The sequence below is a fragment of the Streptomyces sp. NPDC087859 genome (assembly GCF_044742595.1).
Classification (GTDB): Bacteria; Actinomycetota; Actinomycetes; order Streptomycetales; family Streptomycetaceae; genus Streptomyces; species Streptomyces canus_F.
Genome location: NZ_JBIUUU010000017.1, coordinates 1 through 17,107, shown reverse-complemented (window position 1 = coordinate 17,107; position 17,107 = coordinate 1). Strand labels below are relative to the sequence as shown.

13 protein-coding genes are annotated in these 17,107 nt (G+C 67.9%); 7 read left to right on the top strand and 6 right to left on the bottom strand.

All coding sequences use genetic code 11. The annotated features are described in order from the left end of the window. Positions 1-2: 2 nt before the first annotated feature. The gene (locus tag ACIOHP_RS35800; RefSeq protein WP_361551125.1) at positions 3-893 is read right to left on the bottom strand and encodes an XRE family transcriptional regulator; all 891 of its coding nucleotides are present in this window, start codon (positions 891-893) and stop codon (positions 3-5) included. Continuing rightward, a complete protein-coding gene (locus ACIOHP_RS35795; protein WP_401893918.1) occupies positions 890-1,141 on the bottom strand; it encodes a hypothetical protein in 252 nt (83 codons plus the stop codon). The genes ACIOHP_RS35800 and ACIOHP_RS35795 overlap by 4 nt, the downstream gene beginning before the upstream one ends. A 949-nt stretch (positions 1,142-2,090) precedes the next feature. Here ACIOHP_RS35795 and ACIOHP_RS35790 point away from each other — a divergent pair. Continuing rightward, positions 2,091-2,708, top strand: a complete 618-nt coding sequence (locus ACIOHP_RS35790; protein ID WP_401893917.1) for an NUDIX domain-containing protein — start codon at positions 2,091-2,093, stop codon at positions 2,706-2,708. Between the two features lie 329 nt (positions 2,709-3,037). On the opposite strand, the gene ACIOHP_RS35785 is transcribed toward ACIOHP_RS35790, so the two are convergent. Then, positions 3,038-3,922 (bottom strand): alpha/beta hydrolase, encoded by an 885-nt coding sequence (locus tag ACIOHP_RS35785; protein ID WP_401893915.1) that lies wholly within the window; start codon positions 3,920-3,922, stop codon positions 3,038-3,040. A 343-nt stretch (positions 3,923-4,265) separates the two neighbouring features. Here ACIOHP_RS35785 and ACIOHP_RS35780 point away from each other — a divergent pair, with 343 nt between their 5' ends. Beyond that, positions 4,266-4,775 (top strand): MFS transporter, encoded by a 510-nt coding sequence (locus ACIOHP_RS35780; protein ID WP_401894150.1) that lies wholly within the window; start codon positions 4,266-4,268, stop codon positions 4,773-4,775. 340 nt (positions 4,776-5,115) lie between these two features. On the opposite strand, the gene ACIOHP_RS35775 is transcribed toward ACIOHP_RS35780, so the two are convergent. After that, positions 5,116-6,369, bottom strand: coding sequence for an SLC13 family permease (locus ACIOHP_RS35775; RefSeq protein WP_401893914.1), 1,254 nt, complete (start codon positions 6,367-6,369; stop codon positions 5,116-5,118). 107 nt (positions 6,370-6,476) lie between these two features. After that, positions 6,477-7,592 (bottom strand): PrpF domain-containing protein, encoded by a 1,116-nt coding sequence (locus ACIOHP_RS35770; RefSeq protein ID WP_401893912.1) that lies wholly within the window; start codon positions 7,590-7,592, stop codon positions 6,477-6,479. A 171-nt stretch (positions 7,593-7,763) separates the two neighbouring features. On the opposite strand from ACIOHP_RS35770, the gene ACIOHP_RS35765 reads away from it, so the two are divergent. Then, positions 7,764-8,717, top strand: coding sequence for a LysR family transcriptional regulator (locus ACIOHP_RS35765; protein ID WP_401893910.1), 954 nt, complete (start codon positions 7,764-7,766; stop codon positions 8,715-8,717). Positions 8,718-8,833: 116 nt separating this feature from the next. Here ACIOHP_RS35765 and ACIOHP_RS35760 read toward each other — a convergent pair whose 3' ends face one another. After that, a complete protein-coding gene (locus ACIOHP_RS35760) occupies positions 8,834-10,300 on the bottom strand; it encodes a non-reducing end alpha-L-arabinofuranosidase family hydrolase (RefSeq protein WP_401893908.1) in 1,467 nt (488 codons plus the stop codon). 692 nt (positions 10,301-10,992) lie between these two features. Here ACIOHP_RS35760 and ACIOHP_RS35755 point away from each other — a divergent pair. From ACIOHP_RS35755 to ACIOHP_RS35740, 4 genes are all read left to right on the top strand, one after another. Then, positions 10,993-12,423, top strand: a complete 1,431-nt coding sequence (locus ACIOHP_RS35755) for an endo-1,4-beta-xylanase (RefSeq protein WP_401893906.1) — start codon at positions 10,993-10,995, stop codon at positions 12,421-12,423. 95 nt (positions 12,424-12,518) lie between these two features. Continuing rightward, entirely contained in the window at positions 12,519-13,826 is a 1,308-nt protein-coding gene (locus ACIOHP_RS35750) for an RICIN domain-containing protein (RefSeq protein ID WP_401894148.1), read from the top strand. Positions 13,827-14,199: 373 nt separating this feature from the next. Further along, positions 14,200-15,564 (top strand): glutamate decarboxylase, encoded by a 1,365-nt coding sequence (locus tag ACIOHP_RS35745; RefSeq protein WP_401893905.1) that lies wholly within the window; start codon positions 14,200-14,202, stop codon positions 15,562-15,564. Between the two features lie 1,027 nt (positions 15,565-16,591). Further along, the gene (locus ACIOHP_RS35740; protein ID WP_361551095.1) at positions 16,592-16,951 is read left to right on the top strand and encodes a hypothetical protein; all 360 of its coding nucleotides are present in this window, start codon (positions 16,592-16,594) and stop codon (positions 16,949-16,951) included. Positions 16,952-17,107 lie beyond the last annotated feature (156 nt).

Sequence of the window (17,107 nt, the reverse complement as noted above, 5' to 3'; positions counted from 1 at the left end):
GATCACTCCTGGGGTTCGGTGTCGGGGAAGAGCTGCTTGAGGGCCCAGCGGGCGTGGTGGTCCAGGGTGTGGACCAGGGCCGGGGGCAGGCCGACAACGGCGGGAATGGCGTCGGGGTCGATACCGCACAGGTAGCGCAGGACGGTGACGTCCATCTGGTCGTCGGGCAGCTGGGCGATCGCGTCGAAGAAGCGGGCCAGGACGTCGATGCGGGCCAGGCGCTCGATCAGGTGGGGGGCCTGGGCCTGGTGGGCGGTGGAGAAGGCCGCGGCGCGCAGGTCGTAGTGTCCGGCGGGCCGCTGGGCGGCGCGGGCCAGGACGGTGGCGCGCAGCAGCTGCCAGGCGTGGCGGGGCGTGTCCGGGCTGGAGGTGGCCTCGTCCCAGGTCAGCCACAGCAGGTCGAAGACCTCTCCGACCGCGTGCCGGGCGCGGGGCAGGGACTGCAGGAAGGCCTGGGCGTAGGCGTTGTAGGGCACGACCATGGCCTGGTAGAGCGCCACGTGTGCGAGGGGCCGTTCGTCGGTGTCGGCGGGCGGGACGGCCTGGAGACGGTCGTCGATCCAGGACGGCTTCTTGTCCGCCTCGATCGCGGCGACCTTCCACAGCCGGCGCAGCGGGCCGACGGGTAAGTCCAGGGCGCGGACCACGCTGTAGGTGATCTCCCAGGTGGGGTAGAGGCCTTTGCCCCGCATCAGTTCCGACAGGCGGGTCTTGGAGAACCCGGACCGGCCGACGAGGTCGTCCAGGGTCAGGCCGCTGGCGGTGAAGCGGCTGCGGACCGGCTCCAGCCAGGTGCGGTGCGCGAGACCGGCACTCGCACAGATCGGCTCCGGCGGGCGGCCACGGCGATGGGGAGGATCAGTGGGCCGCTCCGGTATGGGGGACGTAGTCACTGGGGCGGCTCCTGACTTCCCGCCGGCCCCGCGGCCGGCGCGGGCGCCGGTACGGCAGTCGGTGCGGCGGCCGCCGTGGTGGCCCGGCTGTCCGGGCCGCCGATTGCGGAGACGATCTGTTGGATGAGGAGCCCCAGTGTGGGCAACAGCGCGATCAGCGCGGTGAGTTGGCCCAGCACGGTCATCACCGTGCTCCATGCGAGGACCGCCGCGAGAACGAGGACGGTCATCACCTGCTTGCCTGTCATGGCACCTTCCCTTGGAGGACATACCAGTGTCTGGAAAGGCCTCTCCGAGGCGGTGCTCACGCGCCCCGGAGAGGTTGCACGACAGCATGCTGTGTGAGACGGCCGCCACTCAACGTGATCATGGGATTGCGGAACAATGTTGCCGAGTGAACACATCGTCACCAGGCGACCGCACGGCGTCGATGACACCCCGTCAGCCCCCGGCATACCAGGGCGCGTTACCGCAACGGCACCCATATTGTCACCAGATCATGCCTGAATGAACCCTTTTGATGGCGAACCCGTACTTCCCCTTGCGACACCCACCGGAAGGCGGACCATAAAGAACGGACGCCCCCCGGCGTCGCACCTTCCATGTCTGGAAGGCCGCGCGGCCCCCTCGTGCTCAAGAACCACCGGAGGGGAAACCGCCCCGCTTCCGCCCAGCCGCCCACGCGCTGGGCGGAAGCGGACCCGCCAAGACCACACCAATCGCCAGTCCCGGGCGCTCGCCGCGGTCCCACCGGGCTCCGATGTCCACGGCGGTCTCCTGTTCGGTGCAAAAGCCCTGGTCTACCTTGTTCATTGACTCGTCGTCTCCGAAAAGGAACGCGGAAAGTGCGCCGGTCGTGCGCTGACGACGGAGGCGATACGCAGGTTCGCGCGGGGCCCGGGCAGCAGTGAGGTCGTCTCCTTCGGGGCCGCCGATCCCAGCCCCGAAGGCGGTTCACGGCAGGTCTATCGCCGAGCCGTCACGTGATCCATGCCCAAGTACCAGGGACGGGGCGCCGGATAATCATGCCGCCGACGATCGTCGCGACGAGGGGAAGGCGAAGGCGGTCGACGTTGGCCGGGTCACGGCCGACGTCTCCGGACCCCTCCGGCCGCTGGGCACGGCCGATCGACCTGCCTGGCAGAGGCACTCCGGGGTCCGGCATCGCCTGTCAGTGCCTCCTGCCAGGATGCGCCCATGACCCCGACCAGCCCCCCGCTCCCCCACCACGACGATCAGCCACGTGCCCACCTTTTGGGGTTGGTCGGTGCCATCGAAGCCTGGGACGACCTGGAGCGCATCCACCACACGTCCGCCACGCAGTGGATCTCCAGCGGAGCCCCGATCTACCGGCTACGCAAGCCTGATGTTCCCGCGATGCACTTGGTGACCTACTTCGTCGTCCTGGACGACATCCGCGGGCAGTTGCTGCTCGTCGCGCACCGCAAGGCGGGCCTGTGGCTACCGGCCGGCGGACACGTCGAGCCGGGCGAGGACCCGTGGACCACGGTCGTCCGCGAATGCCATGAGGAACTGGGCACCCAGGCACAAGCATCGCCGATCACCGGCGAGCTTCCCCTCTTCCTCACCGTCACCCAGACCCGCGGACAGGGCACCCACACCGACGTCTCACTGTGGTACCTCCTCAACGCCGACGCCAACACCATCACTTCCTACGACGAAGACGAGTTCGAGGCGATCCGGTGGCTGACCCCCGAGCAAGTGCTGGGGGAATCGGACGAACTACTCGATCCCCACATGCACCGTTTCACCCGCAAGCTGCAACACGCCCTGGCCAAGAGGAACTCCAAGTAGCCGCCCCCGTCCACGGCGAGTCGTGGCCCGACAGAGTCGGCGTACGGTGCACTGGCGGCACCCTCGAGGACGGCACCGTCGAGTGCCGCATTCAGCGCTCGGCGTCGCGCGGCTCGCCGTGACGAGGATGGTCGCAGCCGCGCGTGCGCAGCCGTCCGGGCCGATTGCGCAGGTCTGGCCTCGCCGTTACGCAGCCGGATGTGGGGCCCGCTGCTACCCAGGCCAGACGTTGACGCCCTGGCTGCGCCGGCCTTCAAGAGGAACGCGAACGCCGTTGCCCGCCGCAGAGTCAGCGTCGCCCTGTGGGCTCTGATCCGGGACGGCCGCCTCTACGAAGTCGCTCCGCCCGATCCCACCGGCTGGTTGCGGCGGTGATCGGATCGCCACAACCAGCGCAAGGCATCGGGGAGCAGGACGCCACCGTGGTTGGGGCTGTGGCCGCCATCTCCCAGGACAAGGCGGAAGTCGTAGCCGGCCTCTGCGAGCGCCGCCGCGACACACAAGTTGTCGGCGAGCCAGTTGGCCTCGGGCTCGTTCCAGCGCAGGTCACGGTGGCCCGCCTGCAGGAAGATCCGCAGCGGCTTGCGGGGAACGCGGGCGACGGCGTCGGGGTACGGGTTGCCGTCCGGCATCTGCGCGAAGCTGGACAGGTACCCGATGACGCGGCGGAACTTGTCCGGGCGCAGCCATGCTGCGGTGAAGGCGCAGTTGCCGCCGCTGCTGCCACCGCAGATGCCCCACCGATCGGGGTCTTCGGCGATCGAGTAGTGCTTTCTGACCTCGGGGATGATCTCGTTCAGGAGGAAGCGGACATACGAATCGTCGTAGGCGTCGTACTCGGTGTTGCGGTTCTTCGCATTCCCAGCGTCGGGGAAGACGCCGGGGTCGACGAACACTCCGATGGTGACCGGGATGTCCCCGCGATGGACGAGGTTGTCCAGGACTATCGCCCCGCGGACCTCCCCATCGGGGTCCAGGTACCACCAACCGTCCTGGAACACCATCAGCGACGCCGGCTCGGCAGGGTCGTACCGCGCGGGCACATGGACCCAGAACTTCCGTGACGTGCCCGGGTAGATCGCGCTGTCGTTCCAGTCGAACGTGGTCGTCTCCCCGACGGGCACGTCCGGCTGAAGAGCCGAGTCGGGGCCGTGGGCGTAGCGAACGTCCGACTGGTCGACCGGAATGGGCTGGTAGGGCACCTCGATCGTCATCCGGGCCAACCTAGGAGAGATCGTGAACCGTCTCAAAGGGGTTTAGCTGACGCCGCACCCGCTGGGTGGTGAACCAGCCATCTTCTTATTGCGCACCTGCCATCGCGGCCGCGGGCGTTCCGGCGCGCCTACGCTCGGTTCCATCGGCGTGATCAACTGACCAGCCTGTCCGTCGCGCTCGGCGCTGTCGCGGTACTCGGCTGCTGATCGGCCCGCCGACCCTGGCCGCAGGCACCTTCCGTCGCCGAGAGTTGCCCTCGGCTAAGGAGCCAATGCGCGCCGGCACGGCATACCCCTCCTCGTGGACGACGCGGTTGATCAGGTCCGCCGGCTCGGGCCGGGGATGCGTCACCGGAATGTCACGGGCCGAGCCACGTTTCCTATCCTCGGTCTGCTCTTCGGGGCTTTCGGTGCGGGGTTCCTGCTCGGGGTGCCGCTGAACCGCGCCCTCACTCGGAAGTTCTCCGACCGCACTGTGCTGGTGGGTTCCCTCGCAGCGCTCGCCGTGGCCTTCGCGGCGACGTTCAACACTCCTGTGATCGGGTGGAGCGCCGTACTGTTCTTCACCATCGGGGCGCCCATGGTCTGCTTCGGCATCACGAGCGGGACGTTCGTCGCACGTCACACCCCTGACGCCGTACTGGGCAGAGTCAGCGCCTCCAACGGATTTCTCCAGGCGGCAGCCTCCCTGCTGGGCATGCTGGCCGGCTCGCTGCTGAGTGAGGCGCTGGGCGTCGTGACGATGATGAACCTGTGCTGCGTCACCGTGGCACTGGCCGCCGCAACGATGCTGTTCATGTCGCGACGCCAACCCCCTGTCCCCGAGGGTGTGCCTCTCAAGGAAGCGACGTGACCGTGCGTGTCGGGGCGGCTCGTTGCCGTCCGAGGGACATGGCTCCGTCATCGCCGCCCCCCTCGATCGCGTCGTACAACTCCGGCGGCCTTCCCCCCCCTGTTGGGCAGGGCCGCGCGGTGCAGTCTCATCTCCCAAAAGCTCCGTGAGGTGCGGGCCGCGCAAAGTCCGGCCGGCTGGAACACGAACAGCTGGTCCTCCCCCGCCCGAGCCGCCAACTAGGCCGTGCCGAGGCTCAACTCCGCACGAAGGTGCGGGACATGGCCGACGCCCAGACGCCCGAGGGCCTGCGCAGAGCACCGTCGCCGACGAAGGGCACCGTGCGTCGTCGGTCTTTGCGCTATGACCAGGGCAGAACCAGGGCGCCCCAGGCGACGACCGGGCCAAGGGCGACGATTCCACCGGTGTAGCCGATGACCTGGCGGTAGAAGCGGCGGGTGTCCACCCCACGGGCGTTGCTGAGGACGAGTGCTCCGTTGGTCGAGAAGGGAGAGGTGTCGACGATCGTCGTGGAGACGGCGAGCGCGGCGATGAGTCCGGCGGCGCTGAGGTGGCTGGAGAGCAGCAGTGGGACGGCGATGGGGATGATCGCTGTGAGGATCGCGGTGGAGGAGGCGAAGGCGGACGTGATGGCTACGGTGAAGCACAGCAGCAGGGCGACGACGACCGGGGCGCCGAGTCCTGCGGCGTGTGCGGAGATCTCCTCGATGACGCCGGCCTTCTCCAGCATCGCGATGTACGTCATCATGCCCGCGACCAGAAGCAGGGTGGACCAGCTGACGCCGTCCACGGCCTTCTCCTGCCGCTTCATGTCCACCAGGGCCAGCAGCGCGCCGGCAGCCAGTGCGAGGAATCCGATCTCCAGGTGGAAGCCGAGCGCGCCGACGACGAGGGCCATCAGGCAGGCGAGGGTGAGCCACTGGCGCCAGTCGGGCCTGCCGGAGACGGTGAGGTCCTCGTTGTCGGCTGTCTCCGGCGCGCCCTCGGCCAGCGGGGCGGGACGCTTGGCGAGAAGGGCGTAGGTGAGGATCGAGAGCACCAGGTTGATCAGGAAGCTGGCGCTGAACAGCGCCACGGCGGAGACATGCAGATCGGCCTGGTCGACGAGGCCGAGCACCAGGGCACCGGAGACGGCCAGTGGGGAGAACGCGCCGGCGTGTCCGCCGCTGATCACCATCATGCCGACGACCAGCGGGTTGAGCTTGTAGCGGTAGGCGAAGTTCATGCCGATCGGCGCGAGGATCGCGACCGCGGCCGGGGTGAACGTACCGAACGCCGTCAACAGGGCGGCCACCAGGAACAGCACCCAGGGGATCAGCGCGACCTTGCCGCGCACCAGCCTCACCCCGGCGGCGACGAGCCAGTCGATGGTGCCGTTGCGACGGGCGACGGAGAACAGGTACGTGACGCCGACGATGGTGACGAAGAGCTTCGCCGGGAACCCCTCGAAGATCTCGTCCTCGGTGAGGCCGAGTGAGGCGGTCCCGACCGTGAAGGTGGCGACGAAGGCGAGGATGCCCAGGTTGATCGGCAGCACGGTGCCGACCACGAACATCACCAACAGGGCGCCTATAGAGATCACTTCAGCAGACATCTTTGTCCTTGGTGCGGTGGGGACGGGGTGGTGCGCCCCGAGGGCGCGAGGGTGTTCCGGTCCGGATGACGGGGAGCCGGTGTGACCGAGGTGTGGTGCGTCGCGGTTCAGGCGGCTTGAGTGCCTGCTTCCGGTACGTAGATGCGGGCGTCGGCGAGCAGACGAGCGGCACGCTGCACAGTGACCCGGTGCGGCAGGCCCTCCCTCACCTCGGTGCAGCGGACCGCGACGACGCCGGCGGGCGTGCCGAGGCGCAGCCATCCGTCGGTCGGACCGTCCGTGGCCCGGGAGACCACGGACCCCTCCACCAGTCCGGCCGCCGCGACGGCGACGGCAGAGGTCAGGCCGATGGCGGGGTGGGGGGCGTTCATGGTGAGCATGCGTACCGACACGTCGTAGTCCTCGGCGCCGATCCGTTCACCGAGGGTGCTGGTGTACGGCACCGGCGGGCCGACCAGGCCCACCTTGGGCACCGCGTCGCCGGGTTCTTCGCCCGGCTGGAGCAGCCCCATCAGAGGTGCGGCGGTGTGGCGAACAGTGCGCAGCCAAGGGACGTCCGCGCTCATCCGCTCCAGTGACTCGGCACCGGTGCGTCCGGCGCCGGCGGCGTCGACGAGGACGACCGGTGCTCCTGCGGTCACCATGGTCACGCGTACCGGCTCCGCGGCGCCGATCCGCAGGTCCTGGGCGCTCTGGCCGGTGGGAAGCAGAAGGGCGGTGGTGGTGGCGGGGTCGCGGAAGGTGAGGCCGACGGCGACCCCGCCGGCGCGGGTGCCGGGTACCGTCTGGCGGCCGAAGTGGCGCACCACGCCTCCGGAGGTGTCGACGATCCCTTCGAGGACCGCGCCGGTATTGGTGTTGCGCATCACCACGCGCGTCCTGTCGCCGGTGACCGGCACCAGGCCTTTGGCGACCGCGTACAGGGCAACGCCGGTGGCGCAGTTGCCGCAGTTGCTCGTCCACTCCACCGAGCCCGTCCCGATGCCGACTTGAGCGAACAGGTAGTCGACATCGACTCCGGGCTCGGGCGAGGCGCTGACCACGGCCGCTTTCGAGGTGGTGGGGGTCGCGCCGCCGACCCCGTCCAGCTCCACGGGGTCGGCGGCGCCGTACGCGGCGACGAGCAGCCTTTCGAGGGCGTCACGGTCGGCAGGGACATCGACTTGGTTGAACAGCCAGCACTTGCTTGTGCCGCCACGCACCAGGGTCGCGGGAATGTACACGTCTGAGGCTCTTCCTGGATCAACGGAGTGAGGGAGAGGGCCGAGGCGGCGGGTGCCGGCGCACTGCGAGCCGGTGCACCGCTCGGCGATTGCGGAGACCTTCGCAGAGGTGCGACTTCGGAACAATCGCAGTTCGCTTCACCTGGGTTTAGCTCAGCTAAAGTCATCGCCATGCTCAACGTCCGCCGTCTGCTCCTGCTCACCGAGGCCACCGAACGCGGTTCCCTCACCGCCGCGGCGGAGGCCCTCGGCATGACCACCTCCGCTGCCTCCCAGCAGATGTCCCTGCTGGAACAGGAGGCGGGCCAGCCCCTCATCGAGCGACTGCCACGCGGTATCCGCCCCACTCCGGCGGGAGCCGCGCTGGCCGAACGCGGTCATGCCATCCGCCGGGAACTCCGTGCCGCCCAGGCCGACCTGGACTCCTTCACCGCCCTTGACCAGGGCACCTTGCGCCTCGGCTCCTTCCCCACGGCGAGCGCGTCCCTCCTGCCGCTGGCGCTCACGCGGTTCCGGCGTCGCCACACCGGCATCCGCATCGAGGTACGCGCCGGAGTCCTCGCGGAACTCAGGGAGATGCTGCACACCGGCGAGGTGGACCAAGGGCTGCTCTGGGACTACGAATGGAACCGCCTCGACGATCCGGCGCTGGTTCTCACCCACCTGCTGGACGACCCCACGGTGCTGGTCGTCCCCGCCGACTCACCCCTGCGCACACATCCCTCCGTGCGCCTCGGCGACCTCGCCGACCAGGAGTGGATCATCCGTGCCGACAACCACCCGGTCGCCGACGTCCTGCGCCGGAGCTGTCGTCAGGCGGGATTCGAGCCGCGTATCGCCTACTCTTCGCACGACTACCAGGAGGCGCAGGCCATGGTCGCCGCCGGTCTCGGTATCGCGCTCGCGCCCCGTCTGGCCCTCACCAGCCGACGCAGCGACGTACGCCTTTTGCCGTTCGCGTCCGACGTCCCGGCGCCCACCCGCCGCATCCTTCTCGCCCGTGCCGCGGCACGCCCCGCCACCCCGCCCGTCCAGGCGATGGCCCGCGTCCTGCGCACGGTGGCACAGCGATTCACCGCCCCGGACCTGCATCGGGCCCAACTGGGGGCGGTCCGACGGGGCTGACGGTACGGCCACGGACCGTGCCCCCGGCCAGCGGTGCGCCGCACGCGGGGGCGGGCTCGCCTACTGGCGAGCCCGCCCTGCCGGCTCCCTGCCGGAGCCGGATCCGTGTCCTGCTGTCAGCGCTGCAGTGTCAGCAGGCCGGGGCGGTAGGGCAGGAGGCCGTAGTCACCGCCCGAGCTGGGGCTGCGCCCCTGGTAGAGCAACTGCAGGTTGCAGGGATCGACGGTCATGGTCTGGTCGGGGCTGGTGCGGATCAGTTCGCCGTGGCTGATGTCGTTGGTCCAGGTGGCGCCGCTGTTGGCCTTGCCCGCGAAGGGATTGCTCTCGGTCGCGGCCTGGGGTGTCCATGAGCCGTTCAGACTGGTGGCCGTGAACGAGCGGAAGTAGCGGCCCTGCGAGCCGATCGCCTCGACGATCATGAGGTAGCGGTTCTGGCCCTGGAGCTTGTAGACCTGCGGGGCTTCGAACAGGTTGTTCGTCGTATCGCTCATGATCGTCGTGTACGACGAGCCGAAGTTGCCCGGGAAGTTCCCTATCGGCATGCTGGCCCGGTAGATCTTGCCGTTGTCACCGGCGAAGAACAGGTACATGTTCGTGCCGTCAGCGATGAGCGTCTGGTCGATGGGTCCGGTTCCGGAGCCGGTGATGCTTCCGGTGAAGAGCGTCTGCTGGGATGACCAGCCATTGGGGTTGGTGGGGTCGCTCGACGTCCGGTAGGAGAAGGCGGTTCCGCCCCACTGGTAGGCGAGCACCCAGATGTTCTTCGGTGCGAAGTAGAAGAGCGTGGGCGCGACGGTGGAGGACGACATCGTGTTCTGGCTGGCCGAGGCCATCTCCGACCAATTGGTGAACAGACCGAAGTTCATCGAACCCCAACTCGTCCCCGTGTCGTGCGTCGTCGCGTAGACGAGTTGCCTGCCGTTGTAGGGGACGACGGTGAAGTCCTTGAGCGAGACCCACCCGGACTTGGGCTGGGCCAGCGCGCCCGTTGATGTCCATCGGTATGTCGACGGAAGATCACACGTGCCAGGGGTGTCGGCGCCGACCTTGACGAGCTGCCACTGCTGGTTGGTGCCGCCCCAGTCGTCGTACTGGACGATGTTCGCGTTGTCGGCGGTGGAGGCGCCCTGTACTTCGAGGGCCTTGTTGCTGTGGCGCGAGATGAGCCTGACGTAGCCGTCCGAGCTGTCGGCCAGCCGCCACTGCTGGTTGGTGGCGTTCAGGTCGGTCCACTGGACGATCGAGCCGCCGTTCGCGGTGGACCAGTTGTAGAGGTCCAGCACCTTGCCCGAGTGGCGGGACTTGATGCGGTAGTAGCCGCCCCCGGAATCGACGAACTGCCACTGCTGCTGGGCCTGATCGTTCCTGGACCACTGGGTGATGCGGGAGCCGTCGTTGGTCGCCAGGTTGTAGACGTCCAGGGCTTTGCCACTGTTGCGGTTGACCAGCACATACGAGGCGTTGGGGTCCACGCTCGCCGCGCTGGCGGGCTGGGCGCCGAGGAAGGTGGCCACGAGCAGCAAGGGCGCGAGGACGGCGAGTAAGCGTCTGAGACGGACCGGGGACGGGTGGCGAAACCACATCAGAGGGTCTCCTTTGGGGGGCGGGGTGAGTTGACCCCGATGAAGCGCAGAGGGGACGTGTAGGGATCAGAGGCATCCCGAAAGTTTCGAAGAATTCCCGGATGCTTCGACGCCACAAGCTAGGAATGGGAGGCTCTCCGGTCAAGGCCTGTCGCCGATCTGTCTACAAACAGCGCCTTCCCTCTAGAGCTTGACGCACTGTCACGCCGATCAGAAGCGCTCCGGGGTTTGCGATGCGGCGTGCCAGTTCACAGCGCGATTACCGAATGTTTCGGACGCGCAACCGAAATTTCTTCTGCGGAGAGTATTGACGGTCCATCGTCAATGCCTCAATCATCCCTTCAATCAACCCGCTGCCCGAGAACCCGGCTGAGGTTCGATATATCGAATCGCGTCGGCCCCTGGGCCACCTGTGCCGCACGACAGATCCGCGCACCAACGCACCCGCGCCACCCCGTCACGTTTCCGGTGAGGTTCGCACCAGCGCATCTTGGCTCTTCGCACCGTCGGAGAGGTATGCGAAGGCGCGTGGCGCTCCCCCGGCCGAGCCGCGATGGAGTACCCCGTGCCTGTGTCGAAACACCGCCGCCGCCCCGCCGCACGGCGCCCGACAACCGACCGGGCGCCGCCCGTGCCGGACACATTCCCCTGCGTTTCAGTCCTTCCGTGATTTCTACCTTGGAGGCACAGCCATGGGCTCGTACGCCCTTCCCAGACCCGTTATCCGCCGGAAGATCCGCGGCCTGCTGCTGGCGCTCATCGCCGGCGTCCTGGGTACGGTCGCCGCACTGGCCGCGCCACCGCCCGCACACGCCGCCGAGAGCACGCTGGGCGCCGCGGCGGCGCAAAGCGGCCGCTACTTCGGCACCGCCATCGCCTCAGGCAGGCTGGGCGACTCGGCGTACACGTCGATCGCGAACCGTGAGTTCAACTCGGTGACGGCCGAGAACGAGATGAAGATCGACGCCACCGAACCGCAACGGGGCCAGTTCAACTTCACCGCCGCCGACCGGGTCTTCAACTGGGCTGTCCAGAACGGCAAGAAGGTGCGCGGCCACACCCTGGCCTGGCACTCCCAGCAGCCCGGCTGGATGCAGAGCCTCAGCGGCAGCACCCTGCGCCAGGCGATGCGGGACCACATCAACGGCGTGATGGCCCACTACAAGGGCCGGATCGCCCAGTGGGACGTCGTGAACGAGGCGTTCGCCGACGGCAGTTCGGGCGCCCGGCGCGACTCCAACCTCCAGCGCACCGGCAACGACTGGATCGAGGACGCGTTCCGCACCGCGCGCGCCGCCGACCCGGCCGCCAAGCTCTGCTACAACGACTACAACGTCGAGAATTGGACCTGGGCCAAGACCCAGGCCATGTACGCCATGGTCCGGGACTTCAAGCAGCGCGGCGTGCCGATCGACTGCGTCGGCTTCCAGTCGCACTTCAACAGTGGCAGCCCCTACAACAGCAACTTCCGCACCACCCTGCAGAACTTCGCCGCTCTCGGCGTCGACGTGGCCATCACCGAACTCGACATCCAGGGTGCCTCGGCCACGACGTACGCCAACGTGACCAACGACTGCCTGGCCGTCTCGCGCTGCCTCGGCATCACCGTCTGGGGTGTGCGCGACACCGACTCCTGGCGAGCGCAGGACACGCCGCTGCTGTTCAACGGCGACGGCAGCAAGAAGCCCGCCTACACCGCCGTCCTCAACGCACTCAACGGCGGCACCACCACGCCCCCTTCGGATGCCGGGCAGATCAAGGGCGTCGGGTCGGGCCGCTGCCTGGACGTACCCAGCAGCAGCACCACCGACGGCACCCAGCTCCAGCTGTGGGACTGCAACAACGGCACCAACCAGCAGTGGACGTACACCGCGGCCGGTGAGCTCAGGGTCTACGGCAACAAGTGCCTGGACGCCGGCGGCACCGCCAACGGCACCAAAGTCCAGATCTACAGCTGCTGGGGCGCCGACAACCAGAAATGGCGCCTCAACTCCGACGGATCCATCGTCGGCGTCCAATCCGGCCTCTGCCTCGACGCCGCCGCGGCCGGCACCGCCAACGGCACCCTGATCCAGCTCTACTCCTGCTCGAGCGGCAGCAACCAACGCTGGACCCGCACCTGATGGCCCCGGTCACCAACGAGGGAGAACCGATGAAGACCAACGATGCGGCTCCCGCTCCTCCACCAAAACATCGCTGGTGGTCCCGGATTGCCGCCGTGGTGGCGGCGGCCCTCGCGATCGGCATGCTCGCCGTGGTCAACCCGGCGCCCGCCGAAGCGGCGACGGTGGACACCAATGCCTGGTACGTCCTGGTCAACCGCAACAGCGGCAAGGCGCTGGACGTCTCCGAAACGTCCACCGCCGACGGCGCGCGGGTCAGCCAGTGGACGCGCCACGACGGAGCCAACCAGCAGTGGCAGTTCGTTGACTCCGGTGGCGGCTTCTACCGGCTCAAGGCGCGGCATTCGGGCAAGGTCCTCGACGTGGCCGGCGCCTCGACCGCGGACGGTGCCGCGATCCAGCAGTGGGCCGACCAGAACGGGGCCAATCAGCAGTTCCGCCTGGCCGACTCCGACGCGGGCCACGTCCGGCTGATCAACCGCACCAGCGGCAAGGCGGTTGAGGTGCAGGGCGCCTCCACCGCCGACGGTGCCAACGTCGTCCAGTACTCCGACTGGGCCGGCGCCAACCAGCAGTGGCAGATGATCAAGCTGTCGACCGGTGGCGGTGACGGCGGCGGATGCGGCAGCGCCCCGACTCTGACGAGCGGTACGCACACGATCCAGAGCGGCGGCAAGAGCCGCAGCTTCATCCTCAGGGTTCCCGCCAACTACGACAACAGCCACCGCTACCGGCTGATCTTCGCGTTCCACTGGCGCGGCGGAACCGCCGGCGAGGTGGCCTCCGGCGGCACGAGCGGGACCGCCTGGTCCTACTACGGCCAACAGGAACAGTCCAACAACAGCGCCATCCTCGTCGCCCCCCAGGGCCTCGGAAACGGCTGGGCCAACTCGGGCGGCGAGGACGTCACCTTCGTCGACGACATGATCCGGCGGATCGAGGGCGGTCTCTGTGTCAACCCGGCACAGCGCTTCGCCACGGGATTCAGCTGGGGCGGCGGCATGAGCTACGCACTCGCATGCAGCCGGGCCAACGCCTTCAGGGCCGTCGCGGTCATGTCCGGCGCTCAGATCAGCGGATGCAGCGGCGGCACCCAGCCCATCGCCTACTTCGGAATCCACGGCATCAGCGACAACGTCCTCAACATCGGGCAAGGACGGTCCCTGCGCGACACATTCGTCCGCAACAATGGCTGCACCGCGCAGAGCCCGCGCGAGCCCGCGCCGGGCAGCCGAACGCACATCACCACCACCTACTCGGGCTGCCGTGCCGGATACCCGGTCCAATGGGCCGCGTTCGACGGTGGCCACATACCCGGTCCGGTCGACGGCTCCTCCGGCGAAAGCGGCGTCACCACCTGGACCAAGGCAGAGATCTGGAGGTTCTTCGCACAGTTCCAGTGACACGCCCGCGCCTGGCGCTCCGCACGAGAAGGCGCGTTCCACCACCCGCGCGTGGGTCACGGCCTGAGCCGTGACCCACGCCGATGACATCCCACGGACACCGCCACACACCTCGGAGCTTCCGAAGAGGCGTTCAACAGCTTCCGGAACGATCCGGACCTGGCCGACTTGCGAGTCGCCGGCTGGCGAAGGGCACCTCCGGCGAGCAGGTTCACCCTGTTGCCGTATCGGCGGCAGGGCAGTTCGCGTCGTACCTCAACACCTCTGAAGGTGCAGGTCGCCGCTCCGCGAGCCCTGTTCCAGGGGTGGGACCCGCCGTCCCGCCCCAGCGCATCTCTCGTCACGGCAAGCCACGGCGCTGTTTGATCGAGTCATGGCTAAGCACGATGATTCCGCTCTTTTCGGGAACCGTTTCTTGACCGTGCCCGCTCCCTCGGAGACCTTCCCCGAGGAAGGGATGGCCGCGACGGACGCGATGAGGCTCGTGGATGTGGATCTCGCCATGGAAGGCGACCCACAGCGCAACCTCGCCACGTTCGTCACCACGTGGATGGAGCCGGAGGCGCAACGGCTGATCGCCGAGAACCTCCACCGCAACTTCATCGACCACGCGGAGTACCCCATTTCCGCCGAGATCGAGCAGCGGTGCGTGCGCATGCTCGCCGACCTCTTCCACGCGCCGGGCCCGACGACCGGGTGCCGGACCCAGGGCTCGTCCGAGGCAATCATGCTCGGGGCGCTGTCGCTGAAGTGGAAGTGGCGCGAGCGCCGCCAGGCGGCCGGCCTGTCAGCCGACCGGCCCAACCTGATTTTCGGCGGGGACGTCCACGTCGTGTGGGAGAAGTTCTGCCGCTACTTCGACGTCGAACCGCGGATCGTGCCGCTCGCGGAGGGCAAGTACACGATCGGCCCAGAAGACGTAGAGCCCCACCTCGACGAGAACACGATCGGCGTCGTCGCTGTCCTGGGCACCACGTTCACCGGCCACAAGGACAATGTCGTCGGGATCGACAAGCTCCTGCGGGACGTCCGCAAAAAGCGGGACCTCGACATCCCGATTCACGTCGACGGCGCCAGCGGCGCATTCGTATGGCCCTTCCTCTACCCCGACTCGAAATGGGACTTCCGGCTCGAACAGGTCCGTTCGATCAACGTCTCGGGACACAAGTACGGCCTGGTCTATCCCGGCATCGGATGGCTGGTCTTCCGCGAAGAGGCCGACCTGGCCAAGGACCTCGTGTTCTACGAGAACTACCTGGGCAAGACCGACGCGACGTTCACACTGAACTTCTCCACCGGTGCGTCGATGGTGCTCGCCCAGTACTACAACTTCGTGCGGCTCGGTCGCCAGGGCTACACCTACGTCATGAAGATCATGCAGGACAACGCCCGCGCCCTGGCGGACAACCTGCGCAGCAGCGGCCGCTTCGAAGTGATCGGCAGCGACCTCGAACAGCTGCCGCTGGTCGCCTTCCGTCTCGCCGGCAAGCACGCCTACGACGAGTCCGACATCGCCTGGCAACTCTCGGCCGAGCGCGGCTGGATGGTTCCGGCATACACGCTCCCGCCCAACGCCGAGAAGGTGAAGATCCTGCGCGCCCTGGTCAAGGAGACCCTGAGCCGCGAGCAGGTCGACCGCCTGAGCCAGGACATCGAGGACGCGTGCCGCACGTTGGACGACAAGGGCGCTGCGCACGGGATCGAGCGAGAGCAGGTCAAGCGCGGCACCGGCTACTGACGCACTTCCGGTGTCGGGGAGACTGCGAAACACATGGAGGGGCCCGGGTGCTGTACTGGCACCCGGGCCCCGGAGGAACTGCTACACCATCTGCCGGCCCTGATACTGCGCCGGCCTTCTGTTTCCGCACACCCAACTCGGAGAGGGGTAATGCGGGGATCGCGGTTGCCTGACCGGAGACCACCTCACTATCGATGTCCTGCGGTACCCGGGCTCTGCCATTCCGCCCGGGCGATCCTGATGGCGCGAGGCTCCTCCGTTCTTCCCTCTTGATCAACTACTTACCGAAGGGGGACAGCGTATTGCTGGTACTGCGTGGTGCTCTGTCCTACCGGTGATGCGAACTGCTGGTGACCTGAGTAAGCGCCACTCTTCGGCAGCCAGCCCCGTCGCCCGTACTGCATCCGCTCTGGCTTAGAACCCCACTGCCGAACCTCCCGGTGCGCGCGCCCGCAGCCGACGCCTTCACCGAGGTGCTGCTCACTTGCCTTCGCTGCTGGGTACTGCGAACTGCACTATCAGGTACTGCACTTGCGTGAACTGCGGTCCTGCTCGCGGCGGCCCCTGATCACTGCGGGCCACCCGGTCCGGTCGTCAGCCCCGTCACCGTCCTGCAACAACCCTGGCTTCGGAACTCCACCACCGCACCGTCCTGCGTACTGCACCAGCGGGTACTGCTGCCCGGCAGTTCATCTCTGCCGGGCCCTGCTTGATCTCGGCTACGAGAGAAACCATAACCACCGCACCACCCAATGTCTACTCCTGCCACTGCAGATTTCCGCATGTTCGACAGCGAGACAATCGACCTCGAACAGTGACGGAGCGTAGGAGCAAGGCGTTCATCGCCTGGTCGTCGCGCTCCCGAGCTGAACGGCGGAACCGGAGGCTTCGCCTGGCCCTTGGGGACCGCCTCGCCCGCACCACCGCAGTCACCCGCAGAGCCTCCGACGGTAAAATCGTGAGCGCGCGTCTCGCCAGGTAGTACCACCGCTGAAGCAGCCGGAGCATCGGCGAATACACTTCGCCCATGTCGAAGCATGATGAGTTGCTCGTCTCCATCGCCGCCCTGGTGGAGTCCGGGCAGAGCAATCAGATGTCCCTGACCGTCGTCACCGGTGGAGCTGTCATCACCGGTCGGCTGGCGCCCGAAGCAGCGTGGCGCCAGCGTGTCTCGGAGGTCCTGACGGACTCCACCCATCTCGGAGAGTTCTCCGTCATCTTCGATACCGCCGCGGAGAAGGACGGGCCGCCCACGCATCTGCACTTCCACGTCGCCCGCATCCTGCAGGGCACGGTGGGGATCCCGGAAACCGGCGGGATGTACCGCGTCGCGATCGAGGACATCAACGCCTGGACCGTGGGCGACTTCAGCTATTCCGATCACTGAGCGACCAGAACACCGGGATTGAACAGCAGTGTGGGGGCGGCCGGGGCGGGCCCGGGGGGCCCCCCCAGCGGTGGAATCCCCGGGGGTGGGGGTGGTGGCAGGGGGCGACGGCTGGGGGGGGTGCGGGGCTAGGGGCGGGGTTGTGTTCCGGCTCCC